13 protein-coding genes are annotated in these 17,007 nt (G+C 75.2%); 7 read left to right on the top strand and 6 right to left on the bottom strand.

The genetic code is table 11. The annotated features are described in order from the left end of the window. Positions 1-4: 4 nt before the first annotated feature. Positions 5-2,959, bottom strand: coding sequence for a LuxR C-terminal-related transcriptional regulator (locus O7625_RS29990; RefSeq protein ID WP_282343326.1), 2,955 nt, complete (start codon positions 2,957-2,959; stop codon positions 5-7). 185 nt (positions 2,960-3,144) lie between these two features. Here O7625_RS29990 and O7625_RS29995 point away from each other — a divergent pair, with 185 nt between their 5' ends. The 5 genes from O7625_RS29995 (at position 3,145) to serS (ending at position 9,053) form a co-directional block, all read left to right on the top strand. Next, positions 3,145-3,558, top strand: coding sequence for a hypothetical protein (locus O7625_RS29995; RefSeq protein WP_282343327.1), 414 nt, complete (start codon positions 3,145-3,147; stop codon positions 3,556-3,558). Further along, complete coding sequence (locus O7625_RS30000; RefSeq protein WP_282343329.1) at positions 3,555-4,727, top strand: alcohol dehydrogenase catalytic domain-containing protein; 1,173 nt, start codon at positions 3,555-3,557, stop codon at positions 4,725-4,727. Before O7625_RS29995 ends, O7625_RS30000 begins: the two co-directional genes overlap by 4 nt. Before the next feature lie 91 nt (positions 4,728-4,818). After that, entirely contained in the window at positions 4,819-6,000 is a 1,182-nt protein-coding gene (locus tag O7625_RS30005; protein ID WP_282343330.1) for a saccharopine dehydrogenase NADP-binding domain-containing protein, read from the top strand. Positions 6,001-6,046: 46 nt separating this feature from the next. Next, positions 6,047-7,123 (top strand): MerR family transcriptional regulator, encoded by a 1,077-nt coding sequence (locus O7625_RS30010; protein ID WP_282347145.1) that lies wholly within the window; start codon positions 6,047-6,049, stop codon positions 7,121-7,123. A gap of 643 nt (positions 7,124-7,766) precedes the next feature. Further along, on the top strand, positions 7,767-9,053 hold the full coding sequence (serS, locus tag O7625_RS30015; protein ID WP_282343332.1) for a serine--tRNA ligase: 1,287 nt from the start codon (positions 7,767-7,769) through the stop codon (positions 9,051-9,053). 48 nt (positions 9,054-9,101) lie between these two features. Here the strand turns inward: serS and O7625_RS30020 are convergent, their stop codons facing one another. From O7625_RS30020 to O7625_RS30035, 4 genes are read right to left on the bottom strand one after another with little or no spacing between them, the layout of a single operon-like run. Continuing rightward, the gene (locus tag O7625_RS30020; RefSeq protein ID WP_282343333.1) at positions 9,102-9,956 is read right to left on the bottom strand and encodes a cytochrome c biogenesis protein CcdA; all 855 of its coding nucleotides are present in this window, start codon (positions 9,954-9,956) and stop codon (positions 9,102-9,104) included. After that, positions 9,956-10,585, bottom strand: a complete 630-nt coding sequence (locus O7625_RS30025; protein ID WP_282343335.1) for a redoxin domain-containing protein — start codon at positions 10,583-10,585, stop codon at positions 9,956-9,958. The genes O7625_RS30020 and O7625_RS30025 overlap by 1 nt, the downstream gene beginning before the upstream one ends. A gap of 21 nt (positions 10,586-10,606) precedes the next feature. Then, entirely contained in the window at positions 10,607-12,073 is a 1,467-nt protein-coding gene (locus O7625_RS30030; protein ID WP_067309415.1) for an NADH-quinone oxidoreductase subunit NuoF family protein, read from the bottom strand. Beyond that, a complete protein-coding gene (locus tag O7625_RS30035; RefSeq protein WP_282343337.1) occupies positions 12,070-13,872 on the bottom strand; it encodes a hypothetical protein in 1,803 nt (600 codons plus the stop codon). The genes O7625_RS30030 and O7625_RS30035 overlap by 4 nt, the downstream gene beginning before the upstream one ends. Before the next feature lie 241 nt (positions 13,873-14,113). Between O7625_RS30035 and O7625_RS30040 the strand changes: the two genes are divergently transcribed. Together O7625_RS30040 and O7625_RS30045 are read left to right on the top strand one after the other, a co-directional pair. After that, the gene (locus O7625_RS30040; RefSeq protein ID WP_282343339.1) at positions 14,114-15,001 is read left to right on the top strand and encodes a L,D-transpeptidase; all 888 of its coding nucleotides are present in this window, start codon (positions 14,114-14,116) and stop codon (positions 14,999-15,001) included. Between the two features lie 420 nt (positions 15,002-15,421). After that, positions 15,422-16,267, top strand: a complete 846-nt coding sequence (locus O7625_RS30045) for an alpha/beta hydrolase (protein WP_282343340.1) — start codon at positions 15,422-15,424, stop codon at positions 16,265-16,267. A gap of 225 nt (positions 16,268-16,492) precedes the next feature. Here the strand turns inward: O7625_RS30045 and O7625_RS30050 are convergent, their stop codons facing one another. After that, positions 16,493-16,747 carry a hypothetical protein gene (locus O7625_RS30050; RefSeq protein ID WP_282343342.1) on the bottom strand — a complete coding sequence of 85 codons (255 nt, stop codon included), beginning with the start codon at positions 16,745-16,747 and terminating at the stop codon, positions 16,493-16,495. Positions 16,748-17,007: the final 260 nt, after the last annotated feature.

Genomic DNA, 17,007 nt, shown 5'->3' on the forward strand with positions numbered 1-17,007 from the left:
TTGGTTAGAGGAGGTGGAGGGCTCGGGCTCGGTGGACGGCTTCGCGGCGGCGGGTGGCGTCGAGTTTGCGGTAGATGTTGCGTACGTGCGTCTTGACGGTGTTGACCGACAGGGACAGTTCACTGGCGATCTCCACGTTGGACAGGATGCTCTGCAGGTAGCGCAGGATGGTCAGTTCCCGCTCGGTGAGCGGCTCCCCCAGCGCCGGCACCGTCTCGCCGGCGCCCCGGTGCGGGCCGCCCGCTCCCTGCCCTGCCGGTGTCTCGGCATCGCGCACCAGCTCGCTGACCTGCGGCCAGTACGCCGTGCCCGAGTCCAGGTGAGCGGCGAGCACATCCCGAACCTCCGGTTCGGCCCGGGTGAACACCCGCCGGTGGCCGTGTCGACCGGCCAGGTCGAGCACCCGCTCCAACCGCCGGCCGGCCCGCCGTCCGTCACCCGCCCGCCGGGACAGCACCGCGTCCAGCACACCGGCGGCCAGCCGTACCGACAGCGGCCAGTCGGCGGCGTCCGGGGCATCCCAGTCGGGTAGCGCGCCGGTGGCGGCCCGGACGTCACCGGCCCGCAGTTCCACCCGGGCCAGCGCCAGGGCCAGCACGGGCGTCGGGTCCGGTTGCCGGGTGGCCCGCTCGGCCAGCAGCCGACGGGCGGTGTCCAGATCGCCCTGCTCGCCACGGACGTCGACCTCCACGGCCAGCAGCCGGTCGGCCAGCTCCCCGCCCCCGGCCGCTTCCCTGACGTCGGACAGCGCGTTCCGGGCGCGTAGCGCCACCTCGATGGCCGCTGCCGGTTCACCGGAGTCGCGCAACAATGCCGCCCGGCACAGCGCCGCCACCGCACCGACGACCGCCACCGCCGGGTCGGTGTCGACCACGCCACCGGCCGCACCGGCCGCCGCCAGCTCGACGGTCGCCACCGCCGGGTCGGTGCCGACCGTGCCGAGGGCCGCACCGGCCGCCGCCAGTTCGGCGGTCGCCTCCGCCGGCTGGTCCCGGTACAGGGCCACCAGGGCCAGCGCCAGGTGCGCGTACCCGCAGTCGATCCGGCTCGACCAGCCCTGGCAGGGTGGCATGGCCAGGGCCGCCCGGGCGGTCTCCTCGGCCGGCGACAGCTCGCCGGCGAGGGCGAGCAGCAGGGCCGTCCGGGTCGCGCCGACCAGCTCGGTCCGGGGCCGACCGGACCGCCGGGCCGCCGCCAGCGCCCCGGCGAACCGGGTCCTGGCCGCCACCAGGTTCCCCTCGGCCAGGTCGGTCAGCCCCAGCGCGGTGCCCGCCACCGCCCCCACGTCCGCGTCCTCCCCGGTCCGGGGGTCGTCGTCCGTCGGCGCTCCCGCCACGCCGGCATCCGCCACCCCGGGGGGAACGGGTGGACCGTCCCGCATCGGCGCTCCCGCCGTGCCGGCATCCGCCATGCCGGAGGGAGCGGGTGGACCGTCCCGCATCGGCGCTCTCGCCATGCCGGCATCAGCCGTACCGACGGCAAGCAGCCGGACGGCTCTGCGGCGTACCTCCGGATGGTCGCCGGCCAGTCGGGCCAGGGTGAGTTCCAGTGCCCCGGCCAGCCGGCGGAACCGGTCCCGGCGGGGGACCGGCAGCGTGCGGGCCGCCGCCACCGCGTCCCGCAGCCGGGAGGTCGCCATCTCGGTGTCCCCCGCGTACGCCCGTTCGGTGCCGGCCGCCAACGCCAGCTCCGGATCCCGCCGGACCGCCTCGGCCGGCGGTGGCGGTGGCGGTGGCACCTGCGACGTCTGGTAGGGCACCAGCTCCGGCCAGTGGGTCAGCAGCAGCTCGGTGGCCCGGTCCCACTGCCCGGCGGTGAGCGCGTGGCGCAGCGCGTCGGCCGGTCGGTCGTGGTCGGCGTGCCAGTCGGCGGCCCGGCGGTGCAGCTCGCCGCGTTCCCGCTCGTCGAGGGCGGCAAGTTCCTGCCGGAGCAGGTCGCCCAGCATGGGGTGCGGCCGGTACCAGGGCGGGTCGCTGTCGTCGCGGTGCAGGAATCCGCCCTCGCGGACCAGCCCGGCCAGCACCTGACCGGAGTCGGTCCGCCCGGTCAGCGTGTCGGCCAGGTCGGCACGGACCGCGCCACCGACGGCACAGCGCCGCAGCAGTTCCCGGGCCGGCGGCGGCAGCTGGGTGAGCACCTCGGCGCGCAGGTACGCCGCCACGTCCGGATGGTCGCCGCCGAACCGCTGCACCCACCGGGCCGGATCGGGCTGCTGCCGGGCGGCCAGCACGGCGAACCGCAGGCCGGCCGGCCACCCGCCGGTGCGTTCCCGCAGTCGTCCGACCGCCGCCGCCGGCAGCGGCACCCCGTGCGCCACCATCAGGTCGGCCACCTCGTCGACGGTGAAGGCCAGGTCGTCGGGCCCCAGCTCGGTCAGGTCGCCGGCCAGTCGTAGCCGGTGCAGGGCCGGCGGGAGGTCGGCCCGCGCGGCGGCGACGAGACGTAGCCGCCCGTCCGCGTGCCGGAGCAGGAACTCCAGCCCGGTGAGCACGGCCGGATCGGTGACCCGGTGCAGATCGTCGAGGACCAGCCGGACCGGACGTTCCCGGGTCGCCAGCTCCGCGGCGAGCGACTCCACCTGCTCGGGACGGGGCGGGGTGACCGTCGACGACGCGGTCGGCCCGGCCCGGCCCGCCTCGCGCAGGGCCGCCGCGAGGTAGGCCCACAGCCGTTCCCCGCTGTCTCCCGCCTCGACCTGCACCCAGGCCGGTGGCTCCTGCTGCCGGCCCTGGTCTCGGTCCGACCCGCGCGCCCAGGCGGTGAGCAGCGTCGTCTTGCCCCAGCCGGCGGGTGCCCGGACCAGGGTGAGGCTGCCGGCGACCCCGTCGTCGAGCAGGCCGAGCAGCCGGGGTCGCCAGAGCATCGGCTCTGGCAGGGCGGGCGGGGCGAGCCGGGACGCCAGCAGTGGCGGGCCGCCGGACGTCTCGCCGCCCCCGGTGCTGGTGCGCTGCTGCGGCATCCGTCCCACCCCCGTCCGCACGGCCTCCCCCGGTCGGCGGCGGTTACCCGACGCGGCCCGGTTCACCCCTTCGGGACGAGTGCGGTTCACCCGGCCGCCGCCGACCATGGCCGGACCGGACGACCGACCGGACGGGACGGGCCGCGCGGAACAGACCGCTCCGACGGGAGAGGCGGGTGGTACGGATGGGACGGCTGGGCGTACCCCGGTGGTGGCATCGCCGACCGGCGGCCGGAGCCGGCGCGGGATCGGGTCGTTGGCAGGTGGTGACCGTCGGCGTACCGGCGGTCGAGCTGCTGCCCGAGGGGCGGTGGCCGGAGCCGCTGCGGTCGCTCGCCGACGCGGTGGAGGTCGACCTGCGGCCGGCACCCGGCGGTCGGGGCACCGAGTTGGCGGTCCGTCCGCTCGACGGCGTCGCCGCCCTGCCCGGGATGGCCGCCCACCTGGTCGGCGACGATCCCGACGGCTACCTGCGGCAGGTGCTGCGCGCGGTCCGGCAGCTCGTCGAGACCGGCGAGGAGCTGCGCGCCGACCGGCCCGTCGCCGAGCGGCCGGCGCACCACCGGCCGGTCGCCGTCCGCCCGGTGGTGCCCGGGTGAGGGCGCTGTGCTGGGAGGGCGCCGACCAGCTCGCGGTACGCGAGGTGCCCGACCCGGAGCTGCGCAACGCCCACGACATGATCGTCCGGGTCCGGCGCAGCGCCACCTGCGGGGCCGACCTGCCGCTGCTCGCCGGCCGGGTGCCGGGGCTCGCCGCCGGGGACGTGCTCGGGCACGAGTTCCTCGGCGAGGTGGCCGAGGTCGGACCGGCGGTACGCCGGCACCGCGTCGGCGACCGGGTGGTGGTCTGCGCCGCCGTGGCCTGCGGAAACTGCTGGTACTGCCGGCAGCGGCTCTACTCCTGTTGCGACAACGGCACCACCACCGGGACGGCCACCGAAGCGGCCTGGGGCCAGCCCACCGGCGGCTGCTACGGCCACCCCCGGGCGGCGGGCGGGTTCGCCGGCGGCCACGCCGAGTACGTCCGGGTGCCGTACGCCGACGTCGGGGCGTTCGCGGTGCCCGACCCGATCAGCGACGACCGGGCGGTCTTCGCCTCGGACGCCGCCCCCGCCGGGTGGATGGGGGCCGAGCTGGGTGCGGTCCGCCCCGGTGACGTGGTCGCGGTCTGGGGGGCGGGGGCGGTGGGGCAGCTCACCGCGCAGGCGGCGACGGCGCTCGGCGCGGACCGGGTGATCGTGATCGACCGGTATCCGGACCGGCTGCTGATGGCCGAGCGGCACGCCGGTGCCGAGACGTTGCACTACGAGCACACCGACGTCCCCGCCGAACTGCGGGAACGCAGTGGCGGCCGGGGTCCTGACGTCTGTGTGGAGGCGGCCGGGGTGGCCGACGGCGGTGGCCGTCCGATCTCGCTCGCCGACCGGTTCACCGGCCGGGGTGGCCCGGTCGAGGATCCGCTGGCGGTCCGGGAGGCGGTGCACGCCTGCCGCAAGGGCGGCACCGTCTTCGTCTCGGGCAGCTTCAGCGGCTTCGTGGACTCCTTTCCGCTGGGCGCGGTGATGCACAAGGGGCTCACCCTGCGCAGCGCCCGGCAGCACGGTCAGCGGTGGATTCCGATGCTGCTGGAGCGGATGGCCCGCGACGAGCTGCGGACCGAGCACCTGGCGACGCACCGGTTCGGGCTGGACCAGGGCCAGGCCGGTTACGCGTTGTTCCGGGACCGGGCCGACGGCTGCGTCCGGGCGGTCTTCACACCGCACGGGTGACGGCCGCCCGGTCGGGCCGCCCACCAGCGGACGGCCGGGCGGTCGGGTCGCCCACCAGGTGACGGCCGGGCGCGGGTGGCACACTCGGCGGATGCCCCACGACCGCCCGTACGACATCGTCCTGTTCGGCGCGACCGGCTTCACCGGCGGGCTGACCGCCGGGTACCTGGCCCGCAACGCCCCGGCCGGGTTGCGCTGGGCGCTGGCCGGACGGGATCCGGCGAAGCTGGCCGCGGTCCGGGACCGGCTCACCGGCATCGACCCGGCCCTGGCCGCGCTGCCGCTGCTCACCGCCGACGTCACCGACGCCGCGTCGCTGCGCGCGGTGGCCGAGGGCACCCGGGTGCTCGCCACCACCGTCGGGCCGTACGTGCACCACGGGGAGCCGCTGGTCGCCGCCTGTGCCGCCGCCGGCACCGACTATCTCGACATCACCGGTGAGCCGGAGTTCGTGGACCTGATGTACGTGCGGCACCACGCCGAGGCGGTACGCACCGGTGCCCGGCTGGTGCACGCCTGCGGTTTCGACTCGGTCCCGCACGACCTGGGCGTCTGGTACACGGTCCGGCACCTGCCGGCGGACGGGCCGATCGCCGTGGACGGGTTCGTCCGGGCCGGGGGGCAGTTCTCCGCAGGGACGTACCACTCGGCGCTCACCGCGTTCGCGCGTACCGGGGAGGCGAAGCGTGCGGCGCTGGCCCGCCGGGCGGTCGAGCCCCGACCGGACGGTCGCCGGGTCCGGGCGGTGCCCGGCAGGGTGGGCCGCTCGGCGGCGACCGGCATGTGGGCGGTGCCGCTGCCCACCATCGACCCGCAGGTGGTCCGCCGGTCGGCCGCCGCCCTGCCGGAGTACGGCCCGGACTTCCGGTACCGGCACTTCGCCGCCGTCCGGCGGCTGCCGACGGTGCTGCTGGCCGGGGTGGGGATGGCCGGTCTCGTCGGGCTGGTGCGGCTGCCGCCGACCCGGCGCTGGCTGCTCGGCCGACGGGCCTCCGGGCAGGGGCCGAGCGCGGAGCAGCGGGCCAGGTCGTGGTTCCGGGTGCGGTTCGTCGGCACGGGCGGCGGCCGCACGGTCCGCACCGAGGTCTCCGGCGGCGATCCGGGCTACGACGAGACGGCCAAGATGCTCGCCGAGTCGGCGCTCTGCCTGGCGTACGACGACCTGCCGGCCACGGCCGGGCAGCTGACCCCGGTGGCCGCGATGGGTGACGCGCTGCTGGACCGGTTGGTGCAGGCCGGGATGACGTTCCGGGTGCTGCCGGCGCGGGCTTGACCCTCGACCTGGTTGAGGCGACAGCATCATGGGCGTGGAGAGCGAGTTGCGGAGTATCGGCGAGCTGGCCCGGACCAGCGGCCTGACGGTCAGCGCGCTGCGGTTCTACGACCGGTCCGGGGTGCTGACCCCGTCGCTGGTCGACCCGGTGAACGGTTACCGCTGGTACACCGACGCGCAGGTGACGCCGGCCCAGCTGGTGGCCGGTCTGCGACGGGTCGGCATGCCGCTGGCCGAGATCGCCGCCGTGCTGCGGCTGCGGGACGACGAACCGGCGCGGGCCGGCCGGTTGCTCGACGCGCACCTGCGCCGGCTGGAGAACGGTCTCGCCGACGCCCGCCGCGAACTCTCCCGGGTCCGTGCCCTGATCGATCCCGAGGAGTCTCCGATGACCACCCGAATCGTGCTGCCCCCCGCCGCCCTGGCCGCCGCCGTCGACGCCGTCCGGTTCGCCGTCGGCGACGACCCCGAACTGCCGGTGCTCGCCGGTGTGCTGCTGGACGTGGAGTCCGACGGCGTACGGCTGGTCGCGACCGACCGGTACCGGATGGCGCTGGGCCGGGCCGCCGGTCGGGTGGACGGCCCGCCGGTCCGGGCGCTGCTCCCGGTGCCGGCCGTCGACGAGTTCCGGGCGCTGCTGGCCGCCACCGGCGCGTCGGAGGCGTGCCTGACGATCGCCGGGGAGCGGGTCGACATCGCCGTCGGCGACGCGGGGGCCGGCGCGCCGGTCCTGCCGTACGAGTTCGCCGACTACCGGCGGCTGCTGCACCGACCGGCTGGCGTGCCGACCCGGCGGATCCCGGTCGACACGGCGACCCTGCGCGCCGCGCTGCGGGCGGGCACCCCCACGGTCACCCGGGAACACGAGGGGGTGCCGCTGCCGGTGACGGTGCTCGGGATCGACGACCGCGACGGGCTGCGCCTGGTCGACGCGACCGAACTGGCCGGACCGCGGCGGGCCGACCTGCTGGTCGGGGTGAACGGGGACTTCCTGCTCGACGCGCTGGACGCCGCCGACGGCCCGCAGCTGGTGCTGGAGCTCGACGGCCCGATCACCCCGCTGGCCGTCCGCCGCCCGGACGACGAGGACACCTTCTCGATCCTGATGCCGATCCGCCTCTGACGGTGCCGCCCGCCGGCCAGGCCTCCACCCCGCCGGCGGTCACCGGTTCCCCGCGCCGTACCGAATGGTCCCCACGTCGGGCCACCCCGCGAACCACCACCGGACCACCAACACTCGTCACACGACCACGCACCGTGACTTCCCTCCTCCTCCACCCTCTCCCCTCCGCCCACTTTGCTCTGCTGCCTCGTAGGCGACGGTGACCTCAAGTGACCGTCGCGCCGAGGGCGGCAGAGCAAAGTGGGCGAGGGAGGGAAGTGGGGGGCGATGAAGCCACTGAGCCAATCCCCTGGTCAAGGGGATGAGGCGGTGAGCGGGTTGGCAGAATGCCGTGGGGCGGCGACCAGCGCGATCACTGAGCGTGAAGACGGAGACCGGAACCGCTGACAACACCGTGGGTAACGGAAGGTCTGGTGGTCGGCTCCCGTGGGGCCGGACGCAGGTCCCCGTGCCGGCACGCACGCCGACATCGGCACGCACAATCGGCACCGCGTGCCCAACCGGTGCCGCGTGCCCAACCGGTGCCGGCGTGCGCTTGAGCGGCGGGGGTGCGGGGAACTCCGGGCGGGGCCGGGGGCCGGGGGGCGCGACGGTAGCATCGTGAGGTCCCACCTGACCGCCTGGACGGAGCGTACGGAGCAGCATGCTCGACATGGAGTTGATCCGGAAGGATCGCGAGACGGTGGCGACCGCGCTGGCGAAGCGACTGGATCCCGCCGAGGTCAACCGGGTCCTGGACGACATCCAGCGACTCGACCAGGAGCGTCGCGCCCTGATCACCGAGATCGACGCCGAGCGGCAGCGCCGCAAGGCCGAGGCACGGGCGTACGCGCAGGCCAAGCGGGCCGGCACCGCGCCGGAGCCCGCCGCGCCGGAGGCCGAGCGCAAGCAGCTCGCCGAGCTGGAGTCCCAGCTGGACGAGGTGCGGTCCCGGTTGCACGGCACGATGAGCGAGCTGCCCAACCTGCCCGCCGACGACGTGGTGCCCGGCGGCAAGGAGGCCAACCGGGTGGTGAAGACCTTCGGTGAGCCACCGGTCATCGAGAAGGTCCGCGACCACGTGGAGTTGAGCCGCGCGCTGGGCCTGGTCGACCACGAGCGGGGCGTCAAGCTCGGCGGCTCCGGCTTCTGGATGTACACCGGCCTGGGCGCCCGGCTGGAGTGGGCGCTGATCAACTGGTTCATCGACGAGCACGTACGGGCCGGGTACGAGTTCCTGCTCCCGCCGCACCTGCTGCTGGACACCGCCGGTTTCGCCGCCGGCCAGTTCCCGAAGTTCTACGACGACGTCTACCACCTGGACCGGGAGTCCGCCCCGCGCGGGCAGTTCCTGCTGCCCACCTCGGAGACGGCCATCCTCGGGGCCTACCAGGACGAGATCCTGGAGACCTCGAAGCTGCCGCTGAAGGCGTTCGCCTACACCCCCTGCTACCGGCGGGAGGCGGCCGGTTCGCACTCCGACGAGCGCGGCACCGTGCGCGGTCACCAGTTCAACAAGGTGGAGATCTTCCAGTTCACCCTGCCGGAGCAGGCCGACGCGGCGCTGGAGGAGATGCTCGCCCACGCGGAGAGCCTGGTGGAGGGGCTGGGCCTGCACTACCAGCGCAGCCTGCTGTCGGCCGGTGACGCCAGCGCGTCGATGAAGAAGACCCTCGACATCGAGGTGTGGATGCCGAGCACCGGCAAGTACAAGGAGGTGTCGTCGGTCTCCTGGGCCGGCGACTACCAGGCCCGCCGGGCGGCCATCCGCTACCGCGAGCCGGGCGGCAAGCAGACCAGGTTCGTGCACACCCTCAACGGGTCGGCGCTGGCCACCAGCCGCCTCTTCCCGGCCATCCTGGAGCAGTTCCAGCAGCCCGACGGCTCGGTGCTGGTGCCCGAGGTGCTCCGCGACCGGCTGGGCACCGACCGGCTCACCCCGCTGCGCTGAGGTTCCGGGTGGGCGGCCGACCGGGACTCCCGACCGGACGGCCGCACCTCAGGTCCGTTCGGCGTCGCCTGCCCGGGTGCGGTGGCGGTGCAGCAGCGCCGCCACCGCGAGCAGCCCGACCAGCGTCGCGGCCAGCACCGCCGGGCCGGCCGTGTCGAGCGCCGTCACCAGGGTCCGCTGGACCCGGGCCGCACCGACGACCACCGGGTCGCCGAAGGCGTCGTGCCGGCCCTGGGCCAGCCGGACCTCGTACCAGCCGTACCAGGCGACGTAGCCGCCGGCGAGGAGCAGCACCAGGCCACTGAGCCGGGGCACCCAGGCACCGGCCCCGCGCAGCCCGCTCACCACCCGGCCGCGCAGCAGCGCCACACCGAGCGCCGCCACCGCCACCACCAGACCCATCCCAATCGCGTACGCGACGAAGAGCGCCAGCCCGCGCAGGGTCGAGCCGGCCTGGAGGCTGGTCACCACGATCGCCAGGAACGGCGCGATCGAGCAGCTCAGCGACGCCAGCGCGTACGCCATGCCGAACAGCGCCATGGACGGCAGCGACCGGGTCAGCCGGGGCGCGCGGGCCGACGGGCGCGGGGTGGGCAGCCGACGGCCGGCGAGCAGCCACACCCCGAGCGCCAGCAGGCCCAGCCCCAGCGTCACGGTCAGCCAGGGCAGCCGGGGGCGCAGCCAGTCGGCCAGCGGTGCCACGGCCAGCCCGAAGGCCCCGAACACCACCACGTACCCGCAGGTCAGGCCGGCCGCCGCGGTGAGTGCCCGGCCGATCGCGCCCCGGCCGTCCGCCGGCCCGGCCACCAGCAGCGACAGGTACGCCGGCAGCATCGCGAAGCCGCACGGGTTGACCGCGCCGAGCATCCCGGCGGTCAGCGCGAGCAGCAGCGGGCCAGTCATCAGCCGGCCAGCGCGGCGACCCGGCGGGTCAGGTCCTCACCGTCGAGGAAGCCCTGGTGGACGACCTTCCCCTCCCGATCGATGATCAGGAAGGTGCTCTGTTCGACGATCTCGAAGCGCCGCCACAGCGCGCCGGCCCGGTCGTCGATCTGGGTGGTGCCGCCGAGCTCGAACTCGGTGACGAAGCTGCGCATCGCCTTCTGCTCGCCGAGCCCGGCCACCCCGACGATCGGCACGGTGTCCCGGTACTTCGGGGCGATCTCGGCCACCGTCCAGGCCTGGCTGGCGCAGGTGGCGCACCAGGGTGCCCAGAACCAGAGCACCACCGGGCGGCCGGCCAGGGCGGCGGCGGAGAACGCCGTACCGTCGAGGGTCCTGGCGGTGAAGCGCAGCGCGTCGGGCACCACGGCGGGTGCGCCGGTCGGAGTGGGCGCAGCGGTCGGGGTGGGCACGGCGGACGACGCGGTGGCGAGCGGGACGGCGACCTCGGCGGCCGGCTGCGCCGTGGTCGGCCCGACGGCGCACGCCGAGGCGGCCAGCAGGGTGCCGGCCAGGGCGGCGGCGGCGACGGCGAGCCGGGCGGCCGGGCGCCCCTCCGGCCCGTTGCTGGGGTACGACGACGACCGCATCCGGTGCTCCTCTCGGTGGTGCTACTTGACCTCGACCAGCCGCAGCGCGAGTTCGGGGCAGACCTTGACCGCCTTCATCGCCCCCTCCTTCAGCCAGGTCGGCACGGGGGTGGACGGGAAGGCGGGGTAGCCGTTGCCGTCGAGTCGGATGAAGTCCGGCACGACGTGGGCGCAGAGCCCGTGCCCGTCGCAGCGGGACCAGTCCAGGGTGAGCATGCGCGGGTCGGCGTCGGGTGCACCGGGCAGCCCCATCACGCCCTTGACCCGTTTGCCGCACCCCTCGCCGGTGGTGTGCTGCCGCAGGTCGTCGGCGAACACCTCCATCGCGGAGAGCGCGAAACGGGACGTACCGTCGGGGTGGCTGCACGCGCCCCGGCCCTTGACGTCACCGGCGGCGGCCCGGACGACCTCCACCGGCGCGCTGCCGGAGACCGCCAGGTCGACGGCGCGGGCCAGGTCGGGCAGGCCGCGCTTGCACGGCCCGCACTGCCCGGCGGACTCCCCGGCCAGGTAACGGACCACCTGGGCGGCCTCGCCGAGCGGGCAGGTGTCCCGACCGAGCGGGATGATGATGCCCGCGCCGAGGGTGCCGCCGACGCTGGTGAGGCTCCTGCGGGTGATCTCGGCCCGCTGCGCCGCCTCCCAGGTGATCCACCGGCCGTGGTAGCCGCCCATCAGGATGCCCGGCCCCTCCGGCACCTCGCAGAGTTCGAGGATGTCCCGCAGCGGGGTGCCGGCGGCGCACTCCACCACGGCGGGGCGTTTGGCCTGGCCGGTGACGGTGAGCAGCACCGTGCCCGGCTCGTCGTCGGTGCCGAGGGCGGCGTACTCGTACGGGCCGAGCCGGGCGGCGATGGCCACCTGGGCGTACGTCTCGGCGTTGGACAGCAGGGTCGGCAGGTTACGCACGCCCGAGTCGCTGGACCGCTTCTTGGTGCCCGGTGGGATGTGCGGCAGCCCGTTGATCCCGTTGACCAGTGCGCCGCCCTCGCCGGAGATGAACCGGTGCGGCACGGTGACGATGCTGGTGGGCACCGGCATCCGGCGCTCGGCAAGGGCTTCGGTGAGCGAGTCCCGGCCGATCAGGTCGTCGGCGACGCAGAGCACGATCTCCTCGGCGTCCAGCGCGTACGCGGACAGCGCGGCACCGTCGAGAATCAGGTGCGGGGCCCGGGTGAGCAGCACCTTGTCCTTCCAGCTCGCCGGCTCCCCCTCGGTGGCGTTGACCACCACCACGGCAGGCAGGTCCTGCCGTTCGCAGGACTCCAGCACCGCCTTGAACTTGCGGTAGAACGGGAAGCCCGCCCCGCCCTTGCCCTTGAGCTGGATGGCCTCGGCCAGCCGGAGCAGGTTGGCCGGTTCCATCGGACCGATCGGGCCGTGCACCGTCTCGTGCGCCATCAGGTCGAGCCGGCCGAACTCGGCGAAGCCGGCGGTCAGCCGGGGCTCGCCGACGCAGGCGACCGGGGGGACCTTGGTCCGCATCACTTGGCCTCACCGCGCAGCCCCGCCCAGTACGCCCCGTCCACGGCGTCCGCGTTGGCCTTGCCCTTGCGTCGGCCCCGGCCGTCGCCGGTGGCCTTGCGCGCCCGCCGGGAGGCCAGGTCGACCAGGGTCGGGGTGTCGTCGACGGGGACGTCGTCGGCGACGTAGCGGGCCGGCGGACGCCAGTAGTCCGGCTCCTCCGGCACGTCCGGTTCGACGCTGTGCCGGCCGGAGCCGCTACGCGGGGCGGCGGAGATCGGCTCGGCCGAGACGGGCCGGTTGGACCCCTCCCAACGGCTCGGGCTGTCCCACGGTTCTTCGGGTGCGTCGGTGCGCCGCCGGGGCGGGGCGGAGTAGCGGGCGGCCACGTCGTCGTCGCGCCGGGAACGACGGCTGCCGGAGACCGGGGCGTCCTCCTCCTCATAGCGGGAACGACGGCTGCCCGACACCGGAGCCACGTCCTCCTCATAGCGCGCACGACGGCCACCGGAGACCGGGGCGACGTCCTCCTCGTACCGGGAACGACGGCCACCCGACACCGGAGCCACGTCCTCCTCGTAACGCGCACGACGACCGCCGGAGACCGGGGCGACGTCCTCCTCATAGCGGGAGCGACGGCCACCCGACACCGGCGCCACGTCCTCCTCGTACCGGGAACGACGACCGCCGGAGACCGGGGCGTCCTCCTCCTCGTACCGGGAACGACGGCTGCCCGACACCGGAGCCACGTCCTCGTCGCGGCGGCGGGGCCGCTCGGCGCGCTCGTCGCGCTCGACGGTCCGGCGGCGGGCCGCCGGCTCCAGGTCGCGCTCGCGGCGCGGGGTGGGCTCCGCCTCCCGGGTGCTGCGACCGCCGCGCACCGGCTCGCGCAGGGTGCCCGGCTCGGGCACCACCGGCACGGTGAACCGCTCGGGGTCGCGTCGCCGGGCGGTGCCGGTCGGCGCGTTCCAGGACGGGGCCAGGGCGGTCTCGGCCCAACTGGTCCGGCTGTCCCTGGTCTCCTCCTCCTTCTTGCGGCCGAGCCCGCTGAGCAGCGTCCGGCCCTTGCCCTCGTCGGCCGCCTTGGCGGTCATCGCCTTGTTCAGGGCGGCGGCCTGCTGCTGCTCGCGGGTGCGCTTGCCGAGGTAGACCGACAGCCGCACCATCAGCGCCACCACCACCAGCAGCACGCACGCCAGGTAGCTGAGCACCACCCAGGACTTCGCGGCGCGACCGGCGTTGAGCCCGTGGAACAGGGCGAACGGCCAGGAGAGGTAGGCCAGGGAGTGCAGGCTGCGCCAGAACCACTTGGGGCCGACGCCGGCGAACCGGACCCGGACGATGCCGGTCCAGAAGACGCTCACCATGAGGAACGCGGCCACCGTGCCGAGGCCGACGTAGAGCCCGCTGCCGCCGATGAACGGCACCACGGCGTCGGTGGGACCGGCCCGGCCGATCGCGATCTTGGTGATGACGTGGAACACCAGGCCGGCGACGCCGAGGACACCGGTGGCGCGGTGCGCGGACTGGAGCAGCACCCGGTGCCGGATCATGAGGACCAGCCGGTCGGTGGCGAGCAGGCCCATCATCACGGTGAGGCTGAGCGCCACCAGGGCGACCACCCCGGCGAAGAACTCGGTGAAGAAGAAGCCGTACGCGTACATCGCCGTGCCGTTGCCGGTCATCTCGACGCCGGCCCAGAACAGGCCCAGGGCGGACGCCACCATCAACGCCATCGTGGATTTCGACACGGTCCGGACACCACGGCTGCTGGTGGCGGTCCGGACGGTCGCGGCCTGCTCGTTCTGCTTTGCCCGGGCCATCTGCTCCTCGATCGTCTAACGGCGGCGCCACCACCGGCCGACCTTGCTCCCACCTCCAGTACGGACCTCCGGCGCGTACGGATCACCACCGGTGCCGAAAATTCTCGGCGGATCTTCGAACCGGCCCGGCCCGGGACGCGTGTAGCCCCCGGCGCACCGCCCCGGCGGCTCCCGACGACGCGGGGCTCCCGTCCGGACGATTCGCCACCGGCGGGAGCCTCGTACCCGTTAGAGTGTATTTGTGCTGTTTGACCGGATGATCGAGCGCTGGGGGCGGGGTCCGCTCGCCGCTGTCGTCGGCGTACCGATGCTGCTGGCACTGGCCCTGCTGGTCGGCGCGGCGCTACGGGCCGACACGCCCCTTCCCGGCCAACGGGCCGCCCCACCGTCGCCCACCGTGGCCGCCCCGGGCGAGGACGAGACGGTGCCGCCCGCCGCACCGCCCCCCGCCGGGCTGCCGGTGGTCGACTACGACCCGGCCCCCGCCGGCTTCCCGGCCGACCCCCGCCCGCTCGACGTCACCCCGCTGACCGAGGGGCTCACCCCCACCCGGAAGATCGCCGCGTACGACGCACCCGGCGGACGCCCGCGCGCCCTGCTCGCGCCCACCATCAGCGGGGTCGAGCTGACCATGCCGGTGGTGGAGCGCCGCACCGGCTGGACGGCGGTCCTGCTGCCCTCGGCGAGCCGCCGGGTGGCCTGGTTGCCCCAGGGTGGCTGGACCCCGGTCGCCCTGCGGGACCAGATCGTGGTGCAGCGACGGACCCACCAGCTCACCTGGAACCGGCACGGCAAGCCGGTACGCAGCTGGCCGGTCAGCCTCGGCCTGCCCGGCCAGGAGACCCCGCTCGGCCGGACCTTCATCCTCGGCACCACGCCCCCACCCGAACCGGTCTACGGCGGGGTGGACATCTTCGCGCTCGGCGCCGTCCCGGACGACCCGGACGCGGTCCCCAGCGGCCTCAAGGGCGCGCACATCGGCCTGCACACCTGGCAGGACGACGACACCCTCGGCCAGGACGTCACGAACGGCTGCATCCGCCTGACCCGCACCGCCCAGCAGACCCTCCTCGCCGAGATACGCCCCGGCACCGAACTGGTCGTCGTCGACGCCCTCCCCACCTCCTGACCCCCACCCGACCCCGGCCCGGCTCACCCCGGGTGCCTCGCTCGCCCCGGCCCGGCCCCGGCCCGGCTCAGGCTCGGCTCCGGCCCGGCTCCGGCTCCGGCTCGGCTCGGCCCGGCCCGGCCCCGGCCCGGCTCAGCCCGGCCCGGCCCGGTGATCAAGAGGTTTAGGTCAGGGATCCCGCCGGCGCATGACGCAAATCTCTTGATCACGGGGCGGCATGACGCAAACCTCTTGATCAACGGGGTGGCGGCGGGAGCCTGGGGAAGCTCGGGGGCAAGGGGCAAGGGGCAAGGGGCGGCGGCGGTAGGACGGCGGGGCACGGGGGCGGAGGCGGGAACGGGTGAGGTCGGGGGCATCGGGGGGTGGGAGGTGGGTATGCGGGCCGGGTCGGGGCGGGGTGGGTGAGGTGGGGAGGACGACATGGGGAGCACGTCGGGCGGGCCGGTCGACACGGTGGTGTTCGTGCACGGGCTGTGGATGACACCGCGCAGCTGGGAGGGGTGGGCCGAGCGGTACGCGGCACGCGGGTTCCGGGTGCTCGCGCCGGCCTGGCCGGGCTTCGACCGGGAGGTGACCGCGCTGCGCGCCGACCCGGGTACGGTCGCCGGTACCACCCTGCGGCAGGTGATCGACCACTACGCGGCGGTGATCCGTGAGCTGCCGAGCGCACCGATCGTGATCGGCCACTCGTTCGGCGGACTGGTCGCCCAGGTGCTGGCCGACCGGCAGCTCGGCGCGGCCGTCGTGGCGGTGGCGTCCGCCCCGGTCAAGGGGGTGCTCCGGCTGCCGATCAGCACGCTGCGGGCGTCGTACCCGGTGCTGCACAGCCCGGTGAACCGGCACCGGGGGGTCCAGATCAGCCCGGACGAGTTCCGGTACGCCTTCGGCAACACCCTCCAGCCCGACGACTCCGACCGGGCCTGGCGGCGCTACGCCGTCCCGGCCGCCGGGCACGTCCTCTTCGAGGGGGCATTCGCCAACCTCGACCCGGACTCGGCCGCAGCGGTCGACACCGGCCGCGACGACCGGCCGCCGCTGCTGCTGATCGCCGGCGGCGAGGACCACGTCGCCCCGCCCTCGCTGGTCAAGGCGAACGCCGGGCTCTACCAGAAGTCGCGGGCGGTGACCGCGTACCACGAGTTCCCCGGCCGCTCGCACTTCACGGTGGGTGAGCCGGGCTGGGAGGCGGTCGCCGACCACGCCCTGGACTGGGCGACCCGGATAACGCAGGCCCCGGTGGCGGCGGGCGACGCACCCCGGCGCTGAGCACGGCGACCCTCCGGCGTCACGGTGACGCCCGGCGGGGAGCGGGACGGCACCCCCGACGTCACGGTGACGCCCGGCGGGGAGCGGGACAGCACCCCCGACGTCACGGTGACGCCCGGCGGGGAGCGGGACAGCACCCCCGGCGTCCCGATCACTCCCGGCGCTGAGCAGGGCGGCGTCACGGTGACCGGGTGTTCGGTCAGGAGCGCGGTACCGGTCGTCCGCTCACCGCCACCCGCGCCGCCGGGAGCAGCCGCCTTCGTGGTCCGGCCGGAGCAGGCAGCGCAGGCCGCTGGAGAGCAGCCGGTCGCAGAACACCCAGTGGTGGACGCTCTGGTCGTCCTCGACGGAGACGGTGGTGCCGCCCGGGTCGGTCTGCGGCAGGACGTGCGTCCAGTGCGCCACCACCCGGGCCAACCGCTGCGCGGAGAGCAGGTCGCTGGCGACGACCGGCAGGTGGATGACGAACCGCCCGGTCACCGGCCCCGCTCCCGCCCGCTGCGACGGTCCGTCCGCCCGGCCTGCCGCCCGGACGCCGACCGAGGGGGTACGGGCGACGAGTGCCCGATCGACACCGGCCCCGGCCGCCGGCCCTGCGGAACCCGGTGGAAGAAGTCACGCATGGTGGAACCTGCCTCTCCTTGAGGTCGACCCGTGGAGGGGTGGGTCCACCGGCCCGCCGCGCACCGGCGGACCCACCCCGGCACCCGCCGTCGCAGCCTCGACCGGCCGTACGACAG

This window comes from Micromonospora sp. WMMD714 (assembly GCF_029581315.1).
GTDB classification, from domain to species: domain Bacteria; phylum Actinomycetota; class Actinomycetes; order Mycobacteriales; family Micromonosporaceae; genus Micromonospora; species Micromonospora rifamycinica.

Coding starts and splice junctions, on each gene's coding strand:
- O7625_RS29990 (WP_282343326.1), bottom strand. CDS start 2,959: ATGCCGCAGCAGCGCACCAGCACCGGGGGCGGCGAGACGTCCGGCGGC.
- O7625_RS29995 (WP_282343327.1), top strand. CDS start 3,145: ATGGGACGGCTGGGCGTACCCCGGTGGTGGCATCGCCGACCGGCGGCC.
- O7625_RS30005 (WP_282343330.1), top strand. CDS start 4,819: ATGCCCCACGACCGCCCGTACGACATCGTCCTGTTCGGCGCGACCGGC.
- serS (WP_282343332.1), top strand. CDS start 7,767: ATGCTCGACATGGAGTTGATCCGGAAGGATCGCGAGACGGTGGCGACC.
- O7625_RS30020 (WP_282343333.1), bottom strand. CDS start 9,956: ATGACTGGCCCGCTGCTGCTCGCGCTGACCGCCGGGATGCTCGGCGCG.
- O7625_RS30025 (WP_282343335.1), bottom strand. CDS start 10,585: ATGCGGTCGTCGTCGTACCCCAGCAACGGGCCGGAGGGGCGCCCGGCC.
- O7625_RS30035 (WP_282343337.1), bottom strand. CDS start 13,872: ATGGCCCGGGCAAAGCAGAACGAGCAGGCCGCGACCGTCCGGACCGCC.
- O7625_RS30045 (WP_282343340.1), top strand. CDS start 15,422: ATGGGGAGCACGTCGGGCGGGCCGGTCGACACGGTGGTGTTCGTGCAC.